The organism is Xanthomonas sp. LF06-19 (assembly GCF_034105425.1).
Classification (GTDB): domain Bacteria; phylum Pseudomonadota; class Gammaproteobacteria; order Xanthomonadales; family Xanthomonadaceae; genus Xanthomonas_A; species Xanthomonas_A sontii.
The window spans coordinates 16609-39819 of the sequence record NZ_JAXGGH010000009.1 but is presented as its reverse complement, the minus strand read 5'-3'; the positions used below and the strand labels follow the sequence as shown (position 1 = coordinate 39819).

General features: G+C 70.1%; 20 protein-coding genes. 8 read left to right on the top strand and 12 right to left on the bottom strand.

The genetic code is table 11. The features are described 5' to 3' along the window. Positions 1 to 13: 13 nt before the first annotated feature. Entirely contained in the window at positions 14 to 511 is a 498-nt protein-coding gene (gene ruvX / locus SLW55_RS17260; protein WP_152236613.1) for a Holliday junction resolvase RuvX, read from the bottom strand. Between the two features lie 7 nt (positions 512 to 518). After that, entirely contained in the window at positions 519 to 1085 is a 567-nt protein-coding gene (locus SLW55_RS17255) for a YqgE/AlgH family protein (protein ID WP_010344126.1), read from the bottom strand. A gap of 105 nt (positions 1086 to 1190) precedes the next feature. On the opposite strand from SLW55_RS17255, the gene SLW55_RS17250 reads away from it, so the two are divergent. From SLW55_RS17250 to SLW55_RS17240, 3 genes are read left to right on the top strand one after another with little or no spacing between them, the layout of a single operon-like run. After that, a complete protein-coding gene (locus tag SLW55_RS17250) occupies positions 1191 to 2984 on the top strand; it encodes a DUF4153 domain-containing protein (RefSeq protein WP_320745481.1) in 1794 nt (597 codons plus the stop codon). 14 nt (positions 2985 to 2998) lie between these two features. Further along, entirely contained in the window at positions 2999 to 3538 is a 540-nt protein-coding gene (locus SLW55_RS17245; protein ID WP_043095742.1) for a DNA-3-methyladenine glycosylase I, read from the top strand. Then, positions 3535 to 4755, top strand: a complete 1221-nt coding sequence (locus SLW55_RS17240; RefSeq protein ID WP_320745480.1) for a hypothetical protein — start codon at positions 3535 to 3537, stop codon at positions 4753 to 4755. The genes SLW55_RS17245 and SLW55_RS17240 overlap by 4 nt, the downstream gene beginning before the upstream one ends. Positions 4756 to 4964: 209 nt before the next feature. Here the strand turns inward: SLW55_RS17240 and SLW55_RS17235 are convergent, their stop codons facing one another. The 9 genes from SLW55_RS17235 to SLW55_RS17195 form a co-directional block, all read right to left on the bottom strand. Then, positions 4965 to 6080, bottom strand: a complete 1116-nt coding sequence (locus SLW55_RS17235; RefSeq protein WP_267099360.1) for an FAD-dependent monooxygenase — start codon at positions 6078 to 6080, stop codon at positions 4965 to 4967. 49 nt (positions 6081 to 6129) lie between these two features. Beyond that, positions 6130 to 8199, bottom strand: a complete 2070-nt coding sequence (locus SLW55_RS17230; RefSeq protein ID WP_267099361.1) for a LodA/GoxA family CTQ-dependent oxidase — start codon at positions 8197 to 8199, stop codon at positions 6130 to 6132. Positions 8200 to 8236: 37 nt separating this feature from the next. Continuing rightward, positions 8237 to 9547: a hypothetical protein gene (locus SLW55_RS17225; RefSeq protein ID WP_267099362.1), complete on the bottom strand. Its 1311-nt coding sequence runs from the start codon at positions 9545 to 9547 to the stop codon at positions 8237 to 8239. A gap of 586 nt (positions 9548 to 10133) precedes the next feature. Further along, a complete protein-coding gene (locus SLW55_RS17220; protein ID WP_053069717.1) occupies positions 10134 to 10850 on the bottom strand; it encodes a YitT family protein in 717 nt (238 codons plus the stop codon). 153 nt (positions 10851 to 11003) lie between these two features. After that, positions 11004 to 11600: an MFS transporter permease gene (locus tag SLW55_RS17215; RefSeq protein ID WP_267099363.1), complete on the bottom strand. Its 597-nt coding sequence runs from the start codon at positions 11598 to 11600 to the stop codon at positions 11004 to 11006. Between the two features lie 449 nt (positions 11601 to 12049). Then, complete coding sequence (locus SLW55_RS17210) at positions 12050 to 13549, bottom strand: diguanylate cyclase (protein ID WP_267099364.1); 1500 nt, start codon at positions 13547 to 13549, stop codon at positions 12050 to 12052. Next, positions 13546 to 14823, bottom strand: a complete 1278-nt coding sequence (locus SLW55_RS17205) for a WD40 repeat domain-containing protein (RefSeq protein WP_267099365.1) — start codon at positions 14821 to 14823, stop codon at positions 13546 to 13548. The genes SLW55_RS17210 and SLW55_RS17205 overlap by 4 nt, the downstream gene beginning before the upstream one ends. 156 nt (positions 14824 to 14979) lie before the next feature. Beyond that, the gene (locus tag SLW55_RS17200) at positions 14980 to 16110 is read right to left on the bottom strand and encodes a PilT/PilU family type 4a pilus ATPase (protein ID WP_010344137.1); all 1131 of its coding nucleotides are present in this window, start codon (positions 16108 to 16110) and stop codon (positions 14980 to 14982) included. Between the two features lie 127 nt (positions 16111 to 16237). Next, on the bottom strand, positions 16238 to 17275 hold the full coding sequence (locus SLW55_RS17195; protein WP_010344138.1) for a type IV pilus twitching motility protein PilT: 1038 nt from the start codon (positions 17273 to 17275) through the stop codon (positions 16238 to 16240). A gap of 100 nt (positions 17276 to 17375) precedes the next feature. Here SLW55_RS17195 and SLW55_RS17190 point away from each other — a divergent pair, with 100 nt between their 5' ends. From SLW55_RS17190 to SLW55_RS17175, 4 genes are all read left to right on the top strand, one after another. Further along, a complete protein-coding gene (locus tag SLW55_RS17190; protein WP_267099380.1) occupies positions 17376 to 18053 on the top strand; it encodes a YggS family pyridoxal phosphate-dependent enzyme in 678 nt (225 codons plus the stop codon). 316 nt (positions 18054 to 18369) lie between these two features. Then, positions 18370 to 19398, top strand: a complete 1029-nt coding sequence (locus SLW55_RS17185) for a hypothetical protein (protein ID WP_318526801.1) — start codon at positions 18370 to 18372, stop codon at positions 19396 to 19398. Positions 19399 to 19526: 128 nt separating this feature from the next. Then, positions 19527 to 20372, top strand: a complete 846-nt coding sequence (proC, locus tag SLW55_RS17180) for a pyrroline-5-carboxylate reductase (RefSeq protein ID WP_320745479.1) — start codon at positions 19527 to 19529, stop codon at positions 20370 to 20372. Positions 20373 to 20514: 142 nt separating this feature from the next. Then, entirely contained in the window at positions 20515 to 20967 is a 453-nt protein-coding gene (locus SLW55_RS17175) for a DUF4426 domain-containing protein (RefSeq protein WP_267099367.1), read from the top strand. Positions 20968 to 21159: 192 nt separating this feature from the next. On the opposite strand, the gene soxR is transcribed toward SLW55_RS17175, so the two are convergent. After that, positions 21160 to 21597: a redox-sensitive transcriptional activator SoxR gene (soxR, locus tag SLW55_RS17170; RefSeq protein ID WP_267085740.1), complete on the bottom strand. Its 438-nt coding sequence runs from the start codon at positions 21595 to 21597 to the stop codon at positions 21160 to 21162. A 101-nt stretch (positions 21598 to 21698) separates the two neighbouring features. On the opposite strand from soxR, the gene SLW55_RS17165 reads away from it, so the two are divergent. After that, positions 21699 to 23084, top strand: a complete 1386-nt coding sequence (locus tag SLW55_RS17165) for an MFS transporter (protein ID WP_320745478.1) — start codon at positions 21699 to 21701, stop codon at positions 23082 to 23084. Positions 23085 to 23211 lie beyond the last annotated feature (127 nt).

Below are 23211 nucleotides of genomic sequence, written 5' to 3'. Positions count from 1 at the left end.
TCCGGGCAGTGGATCAGGGAGGGGGAATGGCGTCGTCGGGCGCGGCCAGCCAGCGCTCCACGATCACCGCGGCGGCCACCGCGTCCAGCGCGGCGGCGTCGCGGCGGCGCTTGCGGCCGGCGGCACGGTCCACCGCGAAGCGTTGCGCGGCCTCGACCGAACTGGAGCGTTCGTCGACCAGCACCACCGGCAGGCGGTAGCGCGCGCCGAGTTCGCGGGCGAAGGCGTGCGCGCGCTTGCGATTGGGCTGGTCGGCGCCGTCGAGGGTGAGCGGATCGCCGACCACCAGGCCGTGCGGCCGCCATTCGGCGTGCAGGCGGTCCAGCGCCGGCCAGTCCGGCCCCTGCGCATGCACGTCGATCACCGCCAGCGCGCGCGCGCCGTTGCCGAAACAACTGCCGACGGCCACGCCGATGCGGCGGTGACCGACGTCGAAACCGAGCACGGTGCCGTCGCGGCGGATCGTCGCGGGCGCGGCGCTGGTGGGCGCGGGTGCGCCAGGCGCAGGCAGGCCGGACTCAGGCATGCCCGCTGTAGTCGGTGAGGCGGAACAGGTCCACGCCGATGCGCCCGGCCGCGGTCTGCCAGCGCCGCTCCAGCGGCAGCTCGAACAGCAGTTCGGCATCGGCCGGTGCGGTCAGCCAGCTGTTCTCGCCCAGTTCGTATTCCAGTTGGCCGGCGCCCCAGCCGGCGCAGCCCAGCGCGACCACCGCGTTGCGCGGCCCCTCGCCGCGCGCCATCGCCTCGAGCACGTCGCGCGAGGTGGTCAGGTACAGGCCGTCGGCGAACGCCAGGCTGGAATCCCAGCCATGCGCGCCGTCGTGGATGACGAAGCCGCGCTCCGGATGCACCGGCCCGCCGCTGAGCACCACCTGCTCGCGCAGCGTGGCGTCGATGGTCTCGATGCCCATCTGCTCCAGCACTTCGCCCAGGGTGTATTCGGAGGCGCGGTTGACCACCACGCCCATCGCGCCGTTCTCGTCGTGCTGGCAGATCAGCGCCACGCTGCGGGCGAAGTTGGGATCGGACAGCGCCGGCAGCGCGATCAGCAGTTGGTTGGCCAGAGGCGTGGGCAAAGCGGACATGGCCCCATTCTATCGTCCCTCCCGCGTGCGCGCTGCCCGGGCTGCGGCGGGCTGCCATAATCCGCCCGACCGCGGCCGCGACCGGTCGCCCAGGAGCACGCACGCATGGACACGCCCCCCGATCTGCCACGCCAGACCCGCGCCTTCATTGTGCTGGTGGCCCTGCTGCAGGGCGCGCTGCTGTACCTGGCGCAGCGCGGCGCCGAGCGCGGCCTGTGGCCGTTCGGCTCCCTGGGCGGCCAGGTGTGCTGGTACACCCTGGTGCTGACCGTGCCGACCATGACCCTGCTGTCGGTGCGGCACCTGGGCGCGCTGCGCCTGTGGCAGCACACCGTCGCGGTGGCGGTGCTGGTGGCGGCCCTGTCCGCCTGGGCGGTGTGGAACGCCACCGGCGCGCCCGGCCTGCGCGCCGGCCAGGTGCTGGGCCCGTTCGCTGCGACCGTGGCGCTGGCGATGTTCGTGCTGCTGCCGTGGCTGCAGTGCCGGCTGCAGCACGGGCGCTGGCAGGCGCCGTACCGCGACCTGTTCGAGCATGCCTGGCAGAACGCGCTGACCCTGGCGCTGGCGCTGCTGTTCGTGGGGATCTGCTGGCTGGTGCTGTGGCTGTGGGGTGCGCTGTTCGCGCTGGTCAAGCTGACCCTGTTCCGCGACCTGTTCCGGCAGACCGCCTTCGTCTACTTGGCCACCGGCACCATGTTCGGCCTGGGCATCCTGATCGGCCGCACCCAGCAGCGCGCGGTGCAGGTGATGCGGCAGATCCTGTTCGCGATCTGCACCGGGCTGCTGCCGCTGCTGGCGTTCGTGGCGGTGCTGTTCGCGCTGAGCCTGCCGTTCACCGGCCTGCAGCCGCTGTGGGAGACCCGGGCCGCGGCCAGCATCCTGATCGCGGTGGTGGCCACGCTGGTGGTCTTCGTCAATGCGGTGTACCAGGACGGCACCGCCGACGCGCCCTACCCGGCCTGGCTGCAACGGGTGATCGACGCCGGACTGCTGAGCCTGCCGCTGTACGCAGGGCTGGCGCTGTACGCGCTGTGGCTGCGCATCGGGCAGTACGGCTGGAGTACCGAGCGCTTTGCCGGCGTGCTGGTCGCGGTGGTCGCCTGCGGCTACGCATGCGGTTATGCCTGGGCGGTGCTGCGCCCGGGCGCGCGCTGGCTGCAGCCGCTAGCGCCGGTGAACCGGGTGTTGTCGTGGGTGGTGATCGGCCTGGCGCTGGCGACCAGTTCGCCGCTGCTGGACCCCTACCGCCTGGTCGTCGGCGACCAGTTGCAGCGCCTGGCCGATGGCCGCACCAGCGCCGCGCAACTGGACCTGGCCTACCTGCGCTTCGACAGCGGCCGCCGTGGCTATCGGGCGGTACAGGCGCTGCGCGAGGTGCCCGCGTTCGCCGACGATCCGGTGCAGCGCGAGCGCCTGCAGCGGATGCTGCAGCGCCAGCAGCGCTGGGGCGGCGACAACGAGGATGCGCCGCGCAGCACCGATCCGCTGCAGGTGCGCCAACGCATCGTGCCGGCCGCCGGCAGCGCCGAGCCCGACGCCGCCTGGTGGCAGGCGCTGCTGGCCGGCAAGATCGAGGACGGCAATTGCCGGCGCGAGGGCGCGCAGTGCGTGGCGCTGCGCCGCGACCTGGATGGCGATGGCCACGACGACGTGCTGCTGTGCAATGCCAGCGCCGGCTACGGCGTCGAATGCCGGATCCACACCGACCTGGGCAGCGGCTGGCGCGACGTGGCGCGGACGCATTTCTTCCCGCGCCACGGCGACAACGCCGAGGCGCTGTACCAGGCACTGCGCGACGGCAAGCTGCAGGTGCTGCCGCGGCGCTGGCCCGACCTGCAACTGCCCGGCACCCAGCGGACCGAGCTGTACCCCGCCGACCCCAACGACCAGATCGACTGACGGACACCCGCCGCATGAGCAGCTACTGCGATATCGCCCCCGGGCACCCGGTGCACGGCCACTACCACGACCACGAGTACGGCGTGCCGCAACGCGCCGAAGCCGACCTGTTCGAGCGGCTGGTGCTGGAGATCAACCAGGCCGGGCTGAGCTGGGAGCTGATGCTGAAGAAGCGCGCCGGCTTCCGCGCCGCCTACGCCGGCTTCGACGTGGACACGGTGGCGGCCTTCGGCGAGGCCGACGTGCTGCGCCTGCTCGGCGATGCCGGGATCATCCGCAACCGGCTCAAGGTGCAGGCGGCGATCCACAACGCGCAGGTGATCCAGCGCCTGCGCGCCAGCCACGGCAGCTTCGCCGCCTGGCTGGACGCGCAGCATCCGCGCAGCAAGGCCGAGTGGATCAAGCTGTTCAAGCGCACTTTCCGCTTCACCGGCGGCGAGATCACCGGCGAGTTCCTGATGAGCCTGGGCTACCTGCCCGGCGCGCACCGCGAAGACTGCCCGGCGTTCGCGCGCATCGCGCAGCTGGATCCGCCGTGGATGCGCAGCGCATGAGCGGCGCCGCAGCGCCTGCTGCGCCTGCGCGCTTCGCCGCCGCACCACGGTGGATGCCACGGATACGGCCGACATCGTGGGCGACGGCGGCGCTGCTCGCACTGGCCGCATGCCCGGCGCCCGCGCATGCGGGCGCCCCCGGGACGGCGACGCTGCCGCAGGTACTCGAGCAGCTGCGCCGCGAGATCGAGGCCGAACCGGCCAGCAACCCCACGCCGATCGACACGGTGCTACAGCGCCATGAGGACACCACTGGCGTGAGCTTCGACCTCGCCGCAGCGGGCGCCGCAGCCGCGCCACTCGTGCAACCGGCCGGCGTCACCGCAGACGAATGGCAAGCGGTGCGCACATACCTGGGTGACGCCGGCACCGCGCAGGACGACGTTTCCGAAAACGGCGACGACCACTACACCCTGCTCGATCTTGACGAAGACGGGCAACGCGATCTGGTGATCACATCCTATGTCGGCGGCACTGGCCTGTTCACCGAGATCACGGTGCTGCGCCGCGACCCCGTACACGGCTTCCTTGCCCTGCCCAACACCGCACCCGACACAGCGCCGGCGACAGGCACCTTCAGCATCAACGGCCGAGGCAGCGATCAGACCCTGTACTGGCTGCGCATCGACGGCCGCAGCTATGCCGCCTATCGCGACGGCGACTACTTCCAGGACACGCTGACGCTGTCGCGCCCGCTATCGCCGCTGCCACAAGAGCACAGCAGCTCCCGCGTGCTGCAGGTGCGCTACCGCTACCGGCATACGCTGGCGCCTGCGCCAGATACTGCGAACGCCACGACCGAGGAGCAGGACGCCGCACGCTGGCTGACGCAGCACCCGCAACTGCGCGCGGTCGCGGACCGGGAGTTGCAGCGCCTCGGCTTCGACGCACAGGGCCGGCAACGCCGGCCGAACCCGGACGCGCGCTGCCCGGTTCCAGCAGCGACCAGCGACCCCGAAGAACGCGCGCAATGGCCGTGGCACGGGCCCGGTCACTATACGTTCGACTACGTCGCCGACATACGCCTGCGGCACGGATCGGATTGCTACAGCGCCAGCATCGTCGCCTTCCGCAGCAGCAACCTGACCTCCTACGCTGCCTGCTGTGCGCTGTGGCTGTACGCCGCGCCCGGCGAGCAGGCGGTGACCTTGCCGCTGCTGTCCAAGCGCGAGCGCAGCAGCGTCAGGCTGACCGCAGCGGCACCGCCCGCGCAGTGAACGTGGGCGGATCACCGCGGATCGGTCGCCACCGGCTCGCGCGCGATGCAGCGGAAATGCGCCCCCGCTGGGTCACGCCGGAAACGGCGGCGTTGGCACGCGAGCACGGATAGTGCGGGGGCAGCCCCATACCGCCGGCAAGTGGTTGGCGTTGAAGGAATCTGAGCGCCGGCGTCCTCTACCGCTCGCGCACGGCGTGGCGGTCGGCATCACCCCGCCAGCCGCGCCTGCCAGAACGGCGCCTGCGCCCAACGCCGCTCGCGCGCGTACAGCGCCCCGCGTTCGCGCAGGTAGGCGCGGAAGCGCGCGAACACGCCCTCCTGGTACGCCGCCAGCGGCGCCGGGCCGGCACCCTGCAGATGCGCTGCCAGTGCGTGCGCGGCGGCCTCGCCGTCCTGCAGGGCCTTGACGATGCCGTGCGCGGTCAGCGGATCGTAGGCGCTGGCCGCGTCGCCCACTGCCAACCAGTCGGCGCCCACCACGCGGCTGAGAATCGCCGACGGCCCCAGTGCGGCGATCAGGCCATCGGCCTCCGGCGCGCGGGCCGCGCCCTGCGCCAACCATTGCGCGACGTGCCGGGTCGTTCGCGCCGCTGCCAGCCACACGTCGCGGTCCAGGTACTGCCGTTGCCGGCGCGGCTCCAGCGCCAGGGCCAGCATCAAGCGCTTATGCGGCAACTTCGCCGCATACCACCAGCCGTCGGCGCAGGCCTCCAACAAGGCCTGCGACGGAATCGCCTCGGCCTGCTCCAGCGCGAACACACCGGCGACGAAGGCCAGGCAATCCACCTCGTTGCGGGCAACGCCCAGCCGCCGCACCGCCGCGGCGGCAATGCCGCTGGCGTCCACCAGGAACCCGGCGCGCAGCCGGCGCACGCCGCCCTGCTCTTCGTGCAGCTCCAGCACGTGATCGCCATCGGCGGCGCGGCCGACCGCGCCCAGGCGCAGGCCGCGCAGCAGCGTGCCGCCCTGCGCCGGCACCGCCGCGGCCAGCATCGCGTCGAAGGCGGCGCGGTCCACGTGCCAGCCCTTGCCGTGGCCGGCGACGATGAAATCGTTGTAGCCCAGCTCCGGCCGGCCCCAGCTGGCGCAACTGCCGGCCGAGGCCAGCGGCCGCTGCGCCAGGAACGCCTCCCACACGCCCAGCCGCTGCAGCGCCGCACTGGCGGTCGGCGCCAGCGCCTCGCCCAGCCGCCAGCCTGCGGCACGGCCCATGTCGACCACGACCACGTCCTCGACCCCGCGCGCGGCCAGCGCCAGCGCCGTGGCGCAGCCGGCCGCGCCGCCGCCGACGATGGCGACGGCGCAGCGGTCGTGCGCGCTCATCGGCGTGTCCCGTCCAGAGACGTCCATATGCTCCCGAGGTGCGTGCTCATCACACCTTCGGATCGACCGGCATGTTCGCCATCGGCCACGGCGCCACGAACTCCTGGCCCGGATCGAACTGGCTCGCCACTTCGAGAAACAGCTCGGCCGGGTACGGCGGCTTGCCGGAAACCTGCGCGATCTGCGCGCCACTGATGACGAAGCCCACCTTGGACCAGTTGGCGACGAAGTCCGCATACGCCTGGAAGCGTCCGGCCCTGGTCGGATACGGACTGTCGGTGCCTTCGCCACGCACCGAATAGACCTGCGGCCCCAGGTACCAGGTGTTGTCGTCCGGATCGACCTGGCACAGCGCCGCCGGGTAGACCGCGAACGGCCGCTCGGCCGGCCACGACCAGAACAGGGTGTTGTTCGGATTGACCGTCTGCTGCCCGGGATTGGGATCGGGCAGATGGGTGGCGCAGGAGTTGTAGTCGGTATGCCAGGGCACCGACATGAACTTGGACAGGTCGCCCGGCTCCACCGGATGCGTTTGCAGCGGCACATAGCCGAAGCTCAGGAACGCGCTGCCCTTGCTCGCCTTGCTGTAGTCCAGCGCGGCCTGGTTGATGCGGAACGGGCCGCAATCCTGGGCCTTCCAGTCCTGCACGTAGAGATTGACGTCGCGGATCGGGAACGACACCTCGATGCCCGGGCTGTAGCGGCCGCCGAGGCAGTTCTGCAGGGTGACGCGGTCCAGCGCTTCGCCAGGGCCCAACACAGGTGCGCCGCCCTGCACGTAGTTCTTGCCGTGCCACTGGCTCAGCAGGAAGTACTGCGTGGAACTGACGCTGAGAAAGCTCTTCTGCGCATCGCCCAGCGACAGCGGCATCATCGGCGACCCGGTCTCGGTGTCGGCGGCGGAGGCCGGGTCGCGGATCAGCGTCTTCAGGTTGGGAATCTTCGCGCTCGGATCGTCGGTGGGCTGGATCTGCCCGATCATGTCGTGGCCCTTGACCGCTCCCGACGGCAGATTGGTGTTCCAGCGCTGCAGCATCGCCGCGTGGAAGATCGGCTGGATGTCGTCGCTGAAGGACGGCTGGTAGGTGGCGACGAATGCGTTGTTGGCGTACAGCGACGGCACCAGACCCAGTGCGCGCACCCACACGTCGTAGACGTCGTCCCAGGTGGACACCACGTTGCGGGTCTGCGGCGCATAGCCCGGATCGCCGGTGACGTACCAGGCACCCTGCACGCTGGCGGTGGATCCGTCGTTGAAGATCAGCACGGCATTGACCGGGCCATCGGCCGCGTCGTCGTACCACAGGCCGTTCTCGGTCGCGTCCTCCAGCGGCGGATAGCTGCCATCGGCCCCGATCACCGCCGAGGTGCGGGCGAAGCCGCCGGCCACGATCAGCGCGCCGTTGGCCTCCACGCGCATGTCGCCCAACGAATCGAGCTTGCCGAGCGGTTCGTGCAGCGTATGGAACATCGAGGGAAAGCTGACCGGATAGGCCGGCTGCGGGTGGATCGTGCCGCTGGCATCGGCGTAGCTGGCGGTGCTGGTCATGTCGAAGCCAACCACGGCGCTGCCCGCCGCGGCGGCGCTGAGCGCGCGCGGGCCTGCATCGATCACCAACTGCCGCAACCGTGTCGGATCGTTGGGATCGCTGGGATTTGCGGCATCGGGATAGTTCGGGTTGCGCAGTTCCAGCAGCCCGGGCTCCTCGTAGGCGGCGATGCCGCGAAACTGGCCGCCCTGGCTCACCGTCGAATAGTTGTTGAGCTTCTTGTTGGCCAGATGCACGGTCCACACGATGTCCTTGACCGTCTTGCCGTCGATCGAGCTGCCGACGTCCACGCGCACGCCGCCGCCGTTGGGATACGTGCCGGAACTGCCGCTGGGGTAGGCGTAGATGTGGAAGCGCGCGGCCTGGCGCTTGACATTGCCGGCGGCGTCGCGGAACTGCTCGGCGGTGATCGGCGTGGACTCGGTGCCGGGCTGCACCGGCAGCCCGCCCATCAGCCCGTCGGCACCGCGGGTGCCGGCCGCGGTCACCGGTGCGAGATAGAACTCCTGGCTGTCGCCAACGCGGCCGATGCCGATTGCCGGATGCACGCGAAACACGTTGCTGGTCATGGTGACTTGCTCCTGATCCGGATGAGAGGGGCGCGCCTCAGCGCGGCGTGGCCGGCCGCGCCGCCGGCGGGGCCTTCTGCGGCAACTGCGCCTGGAAGTAGTCGTTGATCACCACATGGCTGATGTTGACGTTCAGCCCCGGCAACGACTGCGCGCGCGGATCGGGCGAAATCACCTGGGTGGTGTTGTGGCAGGCGAAGCAGTTGTTTTGCGTGCTCTGCACCTGGGTGAAGGTCTCGATGGTGGAATTGGACAGCTTGATCGAGCCGGTGAGCAGCGGCGGCGCACCTTCGGGTGTCGGCGAGGGAATGCATTCCAGGGCCGAACCTGGCTGGAACGTGCAGTTGGGCGCCAACGCCTCCTTGGCCACGAACCAGATCGCGCCGACCTCGAAGTAGTTCTTCCACACGTCGTTCAACTGGCCCTGCACCGAGGTGTTCATCGACTGGATGTTGGCGATGTTGCAGTCCTGGCCGCTCGGGCACGGCTTCTGCCCGCCGTACGGCACCATGCGGCAGACCTGGGTCACCGGGCTCAGGGTCTGGGTCTGCGCGTTCAAGGTCAGCGCACCGGCACCGGCGGCGTTAACGTTGCACTGTTCGATCGGGGTACCGGCCTTGTAGAAGGTCCAGTCCTTGTCGGAGACGGGCTGGCCCGGATTGAGCGACGTGTCCACATCCGGCGCATTGTCGCGGTGCTCGAACGTGGCCCAGATCATCTCCGGATGTCCGGCGACCGTGCCGCCGATGTGGAAGCCGACCAGCGCCACGGTCTGGGTTTCGGTGTCGCCGGTGGCGACGATCTTGCCCTTGCGCATGCCCAGCTTGGCGATCTGCGCCTGGCGGGTATAGAACGTGGATACGTCCTCGCCCGGCTGCACCACCTTCCATGCCGCCTTCAGGGTCATGCTGCCGACCGGAAACGCTTCCTTGGGATCGAAGGCGCGCAACGCGTTCGGATCCTGCAGGTGATTGCTGGCGATGAACTGGCCGAACACGTCGTTGGAATGGATCGAGTAATAGACCGCGCGTCCATGGCGGTCCACCAGCACGCCATCCGGCCCGGCCTGATCGATCAGTTCCACCGTGCGCGCCTGCTGCGAGCGGCCGATCAACGGATCGAGGACGCCGTCGGCAACGCCGCCGATGCCATCGCTGGACATGCTGAGGAAGCGCGGCTGCCCGCCCACGTCCTGGGTCAGCCACAGGAAGGCATTCCACGACCACTGATGGAAGGCGCAATTGCTGCTGGACTGGAAGCCGGCCGAATCCGGTGCCGGCGTCTGCGCATGCGGGAACCACGAGGGCGCTGGCGCCGCCGGTGGCGCGCAGCTCGATGCGCTCGGCATCGGCCCCGGCCCGGCCCCGGGTGCAGGTGTCGGCGTGACTGTCCCGCCACCGCTGCCGGGATTGGGGCCTGGCCCCGGATTCACGGCAGAACACGCCGCGACCACTACACAGACCAATGCCACGAATCCCATCGCACGTTTCATCGCACTGCCCCTCGTTCCGTGGAAAAGCTGTAAGCGCCGGCATCCGTCGCGGCACGCCGGACAGGCAGCACCGCGCCGCCGCGCAGGCGCGGCGTCGAACATCGTGGTCATGGCATGCGGGTGGATCGCGCTCCCCGCGATCGCATGCGCCGTCTGTGCGCACTCACCCTTTCTTCGACAGCAGCATGCGCTGCGTCACACTTGGACAGCAAGACAATTCCGTAGACACCGCGGAGATTCCGTAGACAGTTGCCGTGCAGCGCGGCGGCTGTCGCGCGCAGCACGGCGCGACAATGCGTCGTTGGCCTGCAGGCAGTGCAGGCATGTCATGCATGAGCAGATGCGGTACGTGCAGATCGCGAGACGTTCGCGCATCCGCGAGGAATACCTGCGTGCGGCGATGCGCACGTCGCCGATCGCGCGACGGCGACCGGCCGTGGACTCACACGCCCATGTAGCGTCCGGCGCGGTGGTTGAACATCAGCACCAGGCTCAGCACCACCGCGCCGATCGCCGAGTACAGCACCTGCTGCGGCGCCAGCAGCCAGAACGCCACCGCCATCAGCGCCGCGTCGAAGCTCATCTGCACCTTGCCCGCGCTCCAGCCGCGGCTGCGTTGCAGGTAGACCGCGAGGATGCCGACGCCACCGAGGCTGGCGCGGTGGCGGATGAAGAACAGGATGCCCAGGCCGACCAGCGCGCCGCCGACCAGTGCCGAGAACAGCGGCGTCATCGTCGCCCACTGCGCCCAGCGCGGCAGCAGGTCGGTCAGCAGGCCGCAGGCGGCGACCGCGACGAAGGTCTTGAGAGTGAATTCCCAGCCCATGCGCCGCACCGCCAGCCAATAGAACGGCAGGTTGACCAGCACGAACATCAGGCCGAAGTTCCAGCCAAGCGCATAGTGCAGCAGGAAGGCCACGCCGGCCATGCCGCCGATCATCAGCCCGCCATGGGCGAACACCGCCAGCCCCAGCGAGGCCACCAGGGTCGCCAGCAGCATGCCCTGCACGTCCTCGGCCACGCTGTGGCGCAGCGCGCGCGCATCCTGCACGGTGCCGGCCGAATCCGGCGGCGGGGTCAGCGGTCCGGCGGTGACGACGGTGCCGTCGTCGGGCAACGGGTCCAGGTCCGGACGCAGATCGGAATCGGGAAGGCTCACGGGAGGGGCACAGCGTGGGGGGCGGTATTAGACACCAGCCAGGCAGTGGTTGCACATGAAACTTTGACGACTCGCAGCGGCTCGTGCCTGCGACGTGTCGGTAGCCGGATGCCGACCCTGTGGCCTCCCCCGATTCCGCTCAGCGTTCGTGACCTATCGCTGTGGCAGAGCGATGTGGACGGGGAGGCCGACGGTCACCGCCCTCACCATCGAGATCACCACCAGCAGCACCACCGGCCCGGCGATGGCCAGCCACGTCCACGTCCAGGCGTTGAACCGCTCCGCCGCGCTGCGCGGCAGCCCGCGCGCCTGCTTGAACCGCGCCAGGCGCTGGTTGACCAGCAGGACCGGCGTCCAGGTCAGCAGCGTCAACAACGACAGTGCCGAGGGCCACACGCCGAGCAGGCTCAGGCAGACATAGGCCAACGCCGGCCCCAGCCAGCCGACCAGTGCGCCACGCTGCGCGCCGATGATGCGTTCCAGCTCGCGAAAGCAGGCGAATACCCAAAGCAGCGAGAACACCGAGCGCCACACCGGCGAGATGCGTCGTCGCCCGGACAGCAGGCGCAAGGCGCGCCAGTTGCGGTAGAACCAGTACAGCGCATACCAGCCGAAGCTGGTCGCGCACAGCAGCGCCAGCTTGGCCGCCGAGGGCGCGAACAGCGTGGACAGCGGGTCGGCGGGTGCCGCAGCGGCCGCGGTGTCAGGCAGCGCGGCGACCGGGGCGGCGTAGGGGTTGTCGGTTTGCATGGCTCGCATTCTGGCGCACCGTCCCCTGATCCGCCCCTTCGGGGCACCTTCTCCCGAGGGGAGAAGGAACAGCTAAAGCCCCTCTCCCACCGGGGCGACAGGGTGCGGCCTGCGCGCCACTGGCGCGCGCACCCTGGAGCGCCCGCGCCGCAAGCGCGGGCCGGGGCGCGGAGCGGGGGTTGGGGTGAGGGTCCGACGCGAAGCATCTCGCGGAGTTCGAGTGCATGAGGCTGCGCCCGTACCCTCATCCGCCCCTTCGGGGCACCTTCTCCCGAGGGGAGAAGGAACAGCAAAGCCCCTCTCCCACCGGGAGAGGGGTTGGGGTGAGGGTCCGGCGCGAAGCGCCCCGCCGAAACAGAAACACGAGACTTCGCCCGTACCGTCATCCCCCTTCGGGGGGCACCTCCCCCCGAGAGGGCGCCATGGTTACGACGGGAAACGGAGAACACTTAGCGCACAGCCACCGCGCGGCGCTGCCGCTTGTCCGCGTACATCTCCGCATCGGCGCGTTCGAGAAGTTCCTCCAGCGCCTCCGCGTCCAGATCCCGGCGGTGGCACAAGGCCAGGCCGAAGCTGGCCGACAGTGCGGTTGCGAATCCGTCGTCGTCGCCGGGCTTGGCAAGCGCACCGCGCAGCGCGTCGATCAGCCCCTGCGCCCTCTCCGGCGTGGTCAGCGGCAGGTAGAGCGCGAACTCGTCCCCGCCCCGGCGCCCCAGCAACTGGCCCGGTCGCAGGCAACGCCGACAGCGCTTGACGAAGGCGCGCAGGGCCGCATCCCCGGCGGCGTGTCCGAACTGGTCGTTGATCGCCTTGAGGTTGTCCATGTCGGCGACGATCACCGCCAGCGGACGTGGGTCCTGCGCGGCCACTTGCAGATCGTTGAGCACCTGCTCCAGGAATCCGGTGCGCGACAGCGCCGCGGTCACCGGATCGCGCACCAGCGCATGGCGCAGCCGCGTGTTGTCGGCATAGAGCCCGGGGACGGCCAGGCCGAAGTAGCTGTTCGCCGCCAGGCTGATCATGGCGAACTGCAGCGCGAGCGCCTGCGCCTCGAGCCGCAGCAACGGCGTGGTCACGGCGATCAGCAGGCTGAAGGCCGCGATCGCCACCAGCGCCTGCAGCATCCCGTGGGTATGCACGATCCACAACTGGATCACCACCACCACGAACAGCGCGAACACCACGGCCGGCTGCCGCGGCAACGCCGCCGCCAGCGCCATCACCACCAGGGTGACGCCGAGCAGCAACGCGAGCTTCACCAGGTAGGCAGAGACGCTTCCGGCCGGCGCGACCATCCCCGACAGGCGCGGGATACCCGGCTGCGGCACGATCTGCAGCCACTCGGCCAGGCGCAGCACCCCGACGATCGCCAGCGGGCCGAGCGCCAGCAGGCCGGCGTAGTCGCCGATCGCCCATGGGATCAATTGCGCCAGCATACTCGGCAAGTCGATGGCGCCGGTGACGGCCAGCCCCGCGCCGCCCAGGCAGGCAGACAGCAGCGACGCCACGCCGCCCCCCAGGATGAAGCAGGTAACCACACGTGGCAGGCTGCTCGAGGACACCCCGCGGCCGACCAGGCGCAGCAGCCAGGCCAGCCCGCCCCAGACGCAGAACTGCTGGGCGGTGAACAACAGCGCGTATCCCAGCACCGCCCGACCGGGGACCACGGGGTGGCCGCTGGTGCGATAGAAGCTGAGCAGCGTGGCCAGCACGCAGGCGCTGGCGATCGCCGGCGCACCGCGCCAGCCCAGCACCATGAACGTGGCCAGCGTCACCGCCACCGGCGGGAACCACAGGCTCGCATGCGGCTGGTAGTCCAGGACCCGCGCCAACTCGAAGACCGCCAGCCACGCCACCACCAGCACCACCGACAGCACCAGCAGCGCGCCGGGACGGCGCGGCGCCGCGACGCGCGTACGCAACGGCGCCTCGGCGTCCCTGCCTGTCATCCATCCGACTCCGCGCGGCCACGGCCGATGGCCGAACCGGGGCCGGCGAAGGCGGTGACCGCGCCGTCGTCGCTGCCGCCCACCACTACCGTGGCACCGCTGTTCAGACGGATCGGCCAGCTCATGTTGTCCGTGCCATAGGACCATTGCAGCGTGCCGTCGCCCGCGTTCCAGAGGGTGAACGCGCCGGGCGTCCCGTCGGGATGGCCATCGGCCAGCCCCAGCCACTGCCCGTCCGGGTCGAACGCCAGGTCGTTGGGCGAGTGCGCGCTGTGCGCGGTCCACTGCGGCGTCGCGGCGGTACCGGCATCGGCGTACACGGCGACGACGCCACCGCCCTTGAGATTGCCGGCAATCGCGACCTTGTTTCCGGCGCGATCGCAGGCCACCCCGTAGATGGTGGTGGCGCCCTCGGGCACCGTCTCGGTCCAGGCCGGCCCAGGCGTTTTCTGGAACGCCGCCACGTCGAACGCGTACAGCGTGCCGTCGCTGGCACCGGCATAGGCGCGACGGCCATCGCCCGACAGCGCCGCGGCATGGACGCGGGCCTGCTTGGGCAACTGCCAGCGCGTCAGCGTCCCCGGCTGTCCCGCTGCGATCGAGAACAGGATGATCTCGCCCTGTGCGCTGGCCACCAGTCCGATCGTGCCATCGGCGGCGAGGCCGGTGGCGATGACGCTGTCGGCGCTGTCGCCGGTGCCACCGGCGCTCAGCGCGATGCACACGGGCGCACCGAAGGACGCGTCGCTGTCGCGGCAGAACAGATAGCCCTGCTCGGCACCGGCCAGCAACGTTTGCCCACGCGCGTCCAGCGACACCATGTTGCCGCGACCGGGGAGCGCATGGGACAGCAGCTCCTTTCCGCCCGGGACCGCCCAGGCACTGATGAAGCCCGCATACGGTTGTTGGCTCTTCCAGCCGCAACTGGCCACGGTGCTCCCGTCCGCTGCCACGTCGACCCAGTACACGCCCTGCCAACCTTGGAATTCCTGCGTCAGCAGGCGGTTGCCGGCGCGATCCCACGCATAGGTGCCGAAGCACCCCTGCTGGTCGTCGCCCACATCGCTGCGCGTGGCCGCGGGTGCGATGCGTTCGAAGATCTTGCGTTGCTCGAGCGGCACCGCATCCAGCCCAGGAACCTGCGACAGCCCGCCGTACTGGTGGAAAAAGGTGCCGGCGACGATGACATTGCCATCGTCTGAGACCGCCACGGAATTGATGTAGTAGCCGGCATGCGGCTGTGTCGACCAGAGCACCTCGGGCACGTCGTTCATGGCGGCTTCCTTCTCTTCGGCTGAACAGTCCGCGATGGATCTCGGCGGACAGTTGACTGAAAACACGACACCCGTGCACGCAACTGAAGCAGCCGCTACGACGTGGCCCCCTCACCGCATCCTGCGCCCCACCTTGCGCTCGCCTGCCAAGCCGGCTCAGCGCACCTCGGCGATCTCGACCCCGTCCAGGCCCTGCGCCAGGGTGCGCGCGTCGCCGCCCTGCGCCAGCTTGATGCGCAGGCGCACCTCGTTCTGCGAATCGGCGTGGCGCAGCGCATCCTCGTAGCTGATCTCGCCGGCCTGGTACAGCTCGAACAGGCTCTGGTCGAAGGTCTTCATGCCCAGGTTGGTGGACTCCTTCATCACGTCCTTGAGCTTGTGGATCTCGCCCTCGCGGATGTAGTCCTGCACCAGCGGCGTGCCGAGCATGATCTCCATGGCCACGCGGCGGCCCTTGCCGTCCGGGGTCGGGATCAGCTGCTGCGCGACCACGCCGCGCAGGTTCAGCGACAGGTCCATCAGCAGTTGGCTGCGGCGGTCTTCGGGGAAGAAGTTGATGACGCGGTCCATCGCCTGGTTGGCGTTGTTGGCGTGCAGGGTGCACAGCACCAGGTGGCCGGTCTCGGCGAAGGAGATGGCGTGGTCCATGCCCTCGCGGGTGCGCACCTCGCCGATCATGATCACGTCCGGCGCCTGGCGCAGGGTGTTCTTCAGCGCGTTCTCCCAGCTGTCGGTGTCGATGCCGACCTCGCGCTGGGTGATGATGCAGCCCTCGTGCTTGTGCACGAACTCGATCGGGTCCTCGATGGTGATGATGTGCCCGGTGGAGTTCTGGTTGCGGTAGCCGATCATCGCCGCCAGCGAGGTCGACTTGCCGGTGCCGGTGGCGCCGACGAAGATGATGATGCCGCGCTTGGTCATCGCCAGGGTCTTGATCACCGGCGGCAGGTTCAGCTCGTCCACGCTGGGAATGCGCGTCTCGATCCGGCGCAGCACCATGCCGACCTGGTTGCGCTGGTAGAAGCAGCTGACGCGGAAGCGCCCGACCCCGGCCACGCCGATGGCGAAGTTGCACTCGTGGGTCTTCTCGAACTCCTCGCGCTGCGCCGGCGTCATCACGTTCAGCACCAGGTCGCGGCTCTGCTGCGGGGTCAGCGGCGTCTGCGTGATCGGGGTGATCTTGCCGTGCACCTTGATCGCCGGCGGCATGCCCGAGGTGATGAACAGGTCCGACGCCTTCTGGTGCGCCATCAGTTTCAGGAAGGAGGTGAAGTCGATGGTGCTCATGGTCGGCTCCTTCGGAGCTGAGAATCGGGAATGGAGAATCGGGAATCGCAGCAGCGGGCATCCGGAAGCGGGAAGGATGGGGCGGTTGCTCTTCCCATTCCCGATTCCCTATTCCCGATTCCCGGCCTCACTCGAACAACCGCTTGTCCTTGGCGTACTCGCGGGCCTGGTTGCGGGTGATCAGGCTGCGCTTGACCAGGTCCTGCAGGTGCTGGTCCAGGGTCTGCATGCCGTTCTGCTGGCCGGTCTGGATCGCCGAGTACATCTGCGCGACCTTGTCCTCGCGGATCAGGTTGCGGATGGCGGGGGTGCCGACCATGATTTCCCAGGCCGCGGTGCGGCCGCCGCCGACCTTCTTCAGCAGCGCCTGCGAGATCACCGCGCGCAGCGACTCGGACAGCATCGAACGCACCATCGGCTTCTCGCCGGCGGGGAACACGTCGATGATGCGGTCGATGGTCTTGGCCGCCGAGCTGGTATGCAGGGTGCCGAACACCAGGTGGCCGGTTTCCGCCGCGGTCAGCGCCAGGCGGATGGTTTCCAGGTCGCGCAACTCGCCGACCAGGATGATGTCCGGGTCTTCGCGCAACGCCGAGCGCAGCGCCTCGTTGAAGCCGTGGGTGTCGCGGTGCACCTCGCGCTGGTTGATCAGGCACTTCTGCGAGGTGTGCACGAATTCGATCGGATCCTCGACGGTGAGGATGTGGCCGTATTCGTTCTTGTTGATGTAGTCGATCATGCCGGCGAGCGTGGTCGACTTGCCCGAGCCGGTCGGCCCGGTGACCAGGATCAGGCCCTGCGGCTGGTCGATCAGCTGGCGGAAGATCGGCGGGCAGCCGAGGTCTTCCAGGGTCAGCACTTCCGAGGGAATGGTGCGGAACACCGCGCCGGCGCCGCGGTTCTGGTTGAACGCGTTGACGCGGAAGCGCGCCAGGCTGGGAATCTCGAAGGAGAAGTCGACCTCGAGGAATTCCTCGTAGTCGCGGCGCTGCTTGTCCGACATGATGTCGTAGACAAGCGCATGCACCTGCTTGTGGTCCAGCGCCGGAATGTTGATGCGGCGGACGTCGCCATCGACCCGGATCATCGGCGGCAGGCCCGCGGACAGGTGCAGGTCGGACGCCTTGTTCTTGACCGAGAACGCCAATAGTTCAGCGATATCCATACGCTGCTTTTCCCCTTGGGCTGCGACTGGAAGGATGATTCCCCGGCCGGCAGTATAGCGCCCTTCCCTTTGCCGGAACGCCGCCGTGCCCCTCTCTCCGCTGCAACAGATTCGCCTGGACATGGACCGCGCCGCCGACGCCGCAGGGCGCCCGCACGCGCAGTTGCTGGCGGTGTCCAAGACCCAGCCGGCCGAGGCCGTGGCGGCGCTGGCCGCGCAGGGGCAGCGCGCCTTCGGCGAGAACTACGTGCAGGAAGCGGCGGCCAAGATCGCCACGCTGGCCGAGGCCGGACTGGAATGGCATCTGATCGGCCACCTGCAGTCGAACAAGGCCGAACAGGCGGCGACGCTGTTCGACTGGGTGCAGACCGTGGACCGGCCCAAGCTGGTCGCCGCCCTGGCCAAGGGCCGCGCGGCAGCACCCGAACGCGCGCCGCTGAACGTGCTGATCCAGGTCAACATCGACGACGAGGCCAGCAAGCATGGCTGCCAGCCCGACGCCGTGGACGTGCTGGCCGCGGCCATCGCCGCGCAGCCGGCGCTGATGCTGCGCGGGCTGATGGCCATTCCCGCGCCGTGGCCGGAGGCCGAACGCCGCATCGACGCGTTCGCGCGCATGCACGCCCTGTTCGCGCGGCTGCGCACCGCCCACCCGCAGGTCGACACCTTGTCGATGGGCATGAGCGGCGACTTCGCCGACGCCATCGCCGCCGGCGCCACCATGGTGCGGGTCGGCACCGCCCTGTTCGGGGCGCGCGGTCCGCGCGCTTCCGGCTGAACCGGCTGCTGCCGCGCCGCATTACCGCAGTGCCCGTGACACCGTGATGATTTGTCTACGGCCGCTTCAAAATCGATTCACCAACATCGGAATTCTGTCGTAGGCGATCTTGTTGAAAACCATAGAGTTTCGGGATGAATGAAAGGTTCGCGCCGACAGCGCTTCCTGAACCATGCGACACGGTTGCAAACCGTTAATTCAGTCACGTTTCAGACGCACGCGCTTCGCTTCCATGGCGGCCGACCGCGGGTCCTCCGCAGTCCATTGCCGAATGCGCTCGGCTCGAACGAGGTCACAGATGCAAGCATCCACCCGATTGCTGTTCGCCTCCTGCGTCATTGGTCTGCTGCACGTCCCCGCGGCCATGGCCGCGCCGACGGCGACGCCGGCCTGGACCAACGAAGAAGCGATGATGTCGCCCGCGGAAGTCCAGGCACGCACCGCCTGGCGCGAAACCATGGCGCATCAACCGACGCCGGCGGAAGGCTGCTTCCATGCCAACTTCCCCGATACGCAGTGGCAAACGGACGTCTGCAAGACCCTGACCCGCCGCGTGCATCCGATCCCGCACAAGATCCTGTTCGGCGCCACCGAGACCACCGGCAACGGCTACGACTACGCGCTGCGTTCCAGCAGCCTGATCAGCAAGGTCGTGGGCAGCTTCCCGCAGGTGACCGGCGTGACCTCGGAGAAAGGCGTGGGCGTGGCCTCCTTCGGCGGCGGCGGCATCCTCGGCCCGAACGAGTACTCGCTGCAGATCAACTCCAACTACAACGCCACCACCAGCGTCTGCGGCGGCCGCTCCGGCTGCACCGTGTGGCAGCAGTTCGTCTACGCCACCGACTACGAGACCCAGGGCCAGGCCGCGGTGTTCATGCAGTACTGGCTGATCGGCTACGGCAGCAGCTGCCCGAGCGGCTGGATGAGCGGCGGCGGTTCGGACTGCTACCGCAACAGCAATGCGGTCAGCGCGCCGGACGTGCCGGCCACGCAACTGGCCAACCTCAAGCTGACCGGTTCGGCCACCGCCAACGGCAACGACACCATCACCTTCACCAACAACGGCACCGCCTACAGCGTCAGCGCCAAGGACAGCGTGGTCAAGCTGGCCACCGTGTGGAAGGACGCCGAGTTCAACGTGGTCGGCAACGCCGGCGGTTCCAGCGCCAACTTCAACTCCGGCTCGTCGATCACGGTGAAGGTGGCCGCCACCAACGGCTCCACCGCCGCCCCGACCTGCGCGGCCAACGCCGGCAGCACCGGCGAGACCAACAATCTCAACCTGGGCAGCTGCTCGACGGCCGGCGGCAGCACGCCGTCGATCACCTTCACCGAGTCCAACTGAGGCCGCCGCGCCGGTCCGCATGGCGGCCGGCGCGTTCTTCCGCAGCGTGACCCGGACTGCGCCGCACCGCAGCAACGCGGCGCGGCGCAGCCGCTACCATGGCGCTCCCTCTTCGCGACGGTGCGCACATGGCTTCCGCTTCCCCCGATTCCCACGCCGCCGATATCGCCTTCATCGGCGGCGGCAACATGGCGCGCAGTCTGATCGCCGGGCTGGTCCGGCAGGGCGCCGATCCGCGCCGCATCCGTGTGGCCGAGCCGGTGGCGGCGCTGCGCGAAGCCCTGGTCGCCGAGTACGGCGTCCACGCCGTCGCCTCCGCGGCCGAAGCCGCCGACGGCGCGGCGCTGTGGATGTTCGCGGTCAAGCCGCAGGTGCTGCGCGGGGTCTGCACCGAACTGGCCACGCTGGCGCAGGCGCAGCGGCCATTGCTGGTGTCCATCGCCGCCGGCATCACCACCGCGCAACTGGACCGCTGGCTCGGCGGCGGCCACGCCCTGGTCCGCGCGATGCCGAACACCCCGGCCCTGCTCGGCGCCGGCGTCACCGGCCTGTTCGCCAGCGCCGGCGTCGACGCCGGCCAGCGCGCCCACGCCGAGCGCGTGCTGGCCGCGGCCGGGGTCACCGTGTGGGTCGAGGACGAGGCGCTGATCGATGCGGTCACCGCGGTCTCCGGCAGCGGCCCCGCCTACGTGTTCCTGCTCGCCGAGGCGATGGAAGCGGCCGGCATCGCGCAGGGCCTGCCCGCCGACACCGCGCGCACCCTGACCCTGCAGACCGTGCTCGGCGCGGCGCGCATGCTCACCGAATCCGGCGAGGCGCCGAGCGAACTACGCCGGCGGGTGACCTCGCCCAACGGCACCACCCAGGCCGCGATCGAGACCTTCCAGCGCGGCGACTTCGAGGCGCTGACCGCAGCCGCGATCGATGCGGCGGCCGCGCGCGGCCGTGCCCTGTCCGCCGCCAACGACGACTGAGCGCGGCGGGCACCAGACGGGCACGGACGGTACTCGGCATCGGCGTCGCCCCCTCGTACACTGCGACTCCTGCGCGCCGTCCGTATCCCCCCGGGCGACTGCGTAAGACCTGTTGTTCGCCACGCAAACCCGGAGAACGCCGATGCGTGTCCTGCCCGTTGCGCTGCTGTGCCTGGCCCTGGCCGCCTGCTCGGACCAGGACACCCCACGCCCGGCGACACTGCTCGCCGCCACCCCGGCGCAGGCCGACTTCGGCGCGCTGCGCGTGCACTACAACGCCTTGCCCACCCTGGCGATGAGCGAAGACGTGGCGCGCCGCTACGGCATCGCCCGCGAGGCCGACACCGCGTTGGTGATGATCGCGCTGCGCACCCTGCATGGCGGCGAGGAAGCACCGGCTGTGGGCACGGTGGAGGCGGTGGCGACCGACCTCAGCGGCCAGCGCCAGCCGGTGACGCTGCGCGCGGTCCGCACCGACGCCTACACCGACTACGTCGGCACGGTGCGCAGCAGCGCCCACGACCAGCTGCGCTTCGTGGTGGAGGTACGCAGTGCCGACGGCAGCGGCACGGTGCGCTTCACCCGTAATTTCTAGCGCGTAGCGCGCGTCAGCCACGACTGGCATTACCGGGAATCCCCGGTCGCGGCTGCAACCGCGCCTACGGAAAGATCGACAGACCGACCGGCGCAGAGCGAGCGCGGTCAATTGTGGGAGGGACTTCAGTCCCGACGCGGTAGCGGTGGACGGGGCGACATTACACGCGGCGGCTGCGCGCGCACGCAGCGCTCACTCCTCCGCCCAGCGCTGCGGACCATCGCCGTGCGCGGCCAGGGTGTCGGCCGGGTTGCTGAGCCGGCAGCGGCGCAGCGACAGGCAGCCGCAGCCGATGCAGTCGGTGAGCTGGTGGCGCAGGCGGGTCAGCTGCAGGATGCGTGCGTCCAGTTCCTCGCGCCACACCGCCGACATCCGTGCCCACTCCGCGCGGGTCGGGGTGCGCGCGTCGGGCAACTGCGCGAAGGCGGCCCTGACGCTGTCCAGCGGCACGCCGACGCGTTGCGCCACGCGGATCACCGCCAGCCGGCGCAGCACGTCGCGCGTGTAGCGGCGCTGGTTGCCGGCGGTACGCATGCTGCGGATCAGGCCCTTGCTCTCGTAGAAATGCAGCGCCGACACGGCCACGCCGCTGCGCGCGGCAACCTGCCCCACGCTCAGTTCTTCCTGCATCGCTTGACCTCGAGTCCGGTTGAGGTTGCATGCTGCATGGGCTGCACGCGCCCACGCAAGTCGCCGCCGGCAGACGTCCACCCTTTTTCCCAGGTTCGCCGATGCAAGACCACGCCACCACCGCCGCTGCTCCACCCGCCCCTGCCGCTGCCGGCTCCGTGCTGGCGCCGGCCTACCGCGCCACCACCATCGGCATGGTCGCACTGGTCTCGCTGATCGCTTTCGAGGCGCTGGCGGTGGCCGCGGCGATGCCGACCGTGGCCCGCGAACTGGACGGCCTGCGGCTGTACGCGCTGGCCTTCGGCGGGACCCTGGCCACCAGCGTGATCGGCATGACCGTGGCCGGGCGCTGGAGCGACCTGCACGGGCCGGCGACGCCGCTATGGACCGGCCTGGCCTGCTTCGTCTGCGGGCTGCTGCTGGCCGGCTTCGCCCCGTCGATGGGATTCCTGCTGGCCGGCCGGCTGGTGCAGGGCCTGGGCGCCGGCGCGATCTCGGTGGTGCTGTACGTGCTGGTCGCGCGGCTGTATCCGCAGGCGATCCGCCCGCGCATGTTCGCCGCGTTCTCCGCCGGCTGGGTGGTGCCGTCGCTGATCGGCCCCAGCATCAGCGGGCTGATCGTCGAGCACGTCGGCTGGCGTTGGGTGTTCCTGGCGGTACCGCTGCTGGCGCTGCCGGCGGCGGCGCTGCTGTGGCCGGCGCTGCGGCGCCTGCCGCCCGCCGCGAGCGCGGACGGCGCCAGCGGCGCGGCGCGGCGGTGGTCGCTGGGCGCCGCGGCCGGCGTCTGCCTGCTGTACCTGGGCGGCCAGCAGCGCGGGCTGTGGGCGGCGCTGCTGCTGCCGTCGGCGCTGGCGCTGTTGGCGCTGTGCACCTGGCGGCTGCTGCCGGCCGGCACCCTGCGCGCCGCGCGCGGCCTGCCCAGCGTGATCGCGCTGCGCGGCATCGCCGGCTCGGCGTTCTTCGGCTGCGAGGCGTTCCTGCCGCTGCTGCTGTCGCGCGAGCGCGGGCTATCGCCGGTCTGGGCCGGCGTGGCACTGAGCGCCGGTGCGCTGGGCTGGTTCGCCGGCTCCTGGTACCAGGGCCACTACGGCCGCGACGCCACCCGTCTGCGGCGGCTGCGGCTGGGCTGTACGCTGATGGCGCTGGGCATCGCGGCCACGGCGCTGGCGCTGCTGCCGGCAGTGCCGGCAGCGCTGGCGATCGGCGGCTGGACCGCGACCGGCCTGGGCATGGGCCTGATCTACCCGACCCTGGCGGTGCTGACCCTGACCCTGTCGCCGCCGGCGCGGCAGGGCCGCAACAGTTCGGCGCTGCAGTTGAGCGAGGCGATTGCGGTGGCGACCACGCTGGCGGTCGGCGGCTCGCTGTTCGCCGCGCTGCTGGCGTACTCGGCCGCCGCTGCATACCTGTCGACCTTCTCCGTCGCCGCGCTGATGGCCTTGCTCGGCCTGGGCATCGCCGGCCGCACCCAGCCGACGCCGGGCTAACGGAATCGTCGCGTCCGGCGCCCGCCGCGGCGTGGTGGCGCGCGCCACAAGCAGGATCGAGGAAGAGCGATCCGTTCGCGGGGCGATGCCGCGGCGACGCACGGACGTCGCGCCGGTTCGGCTCTTG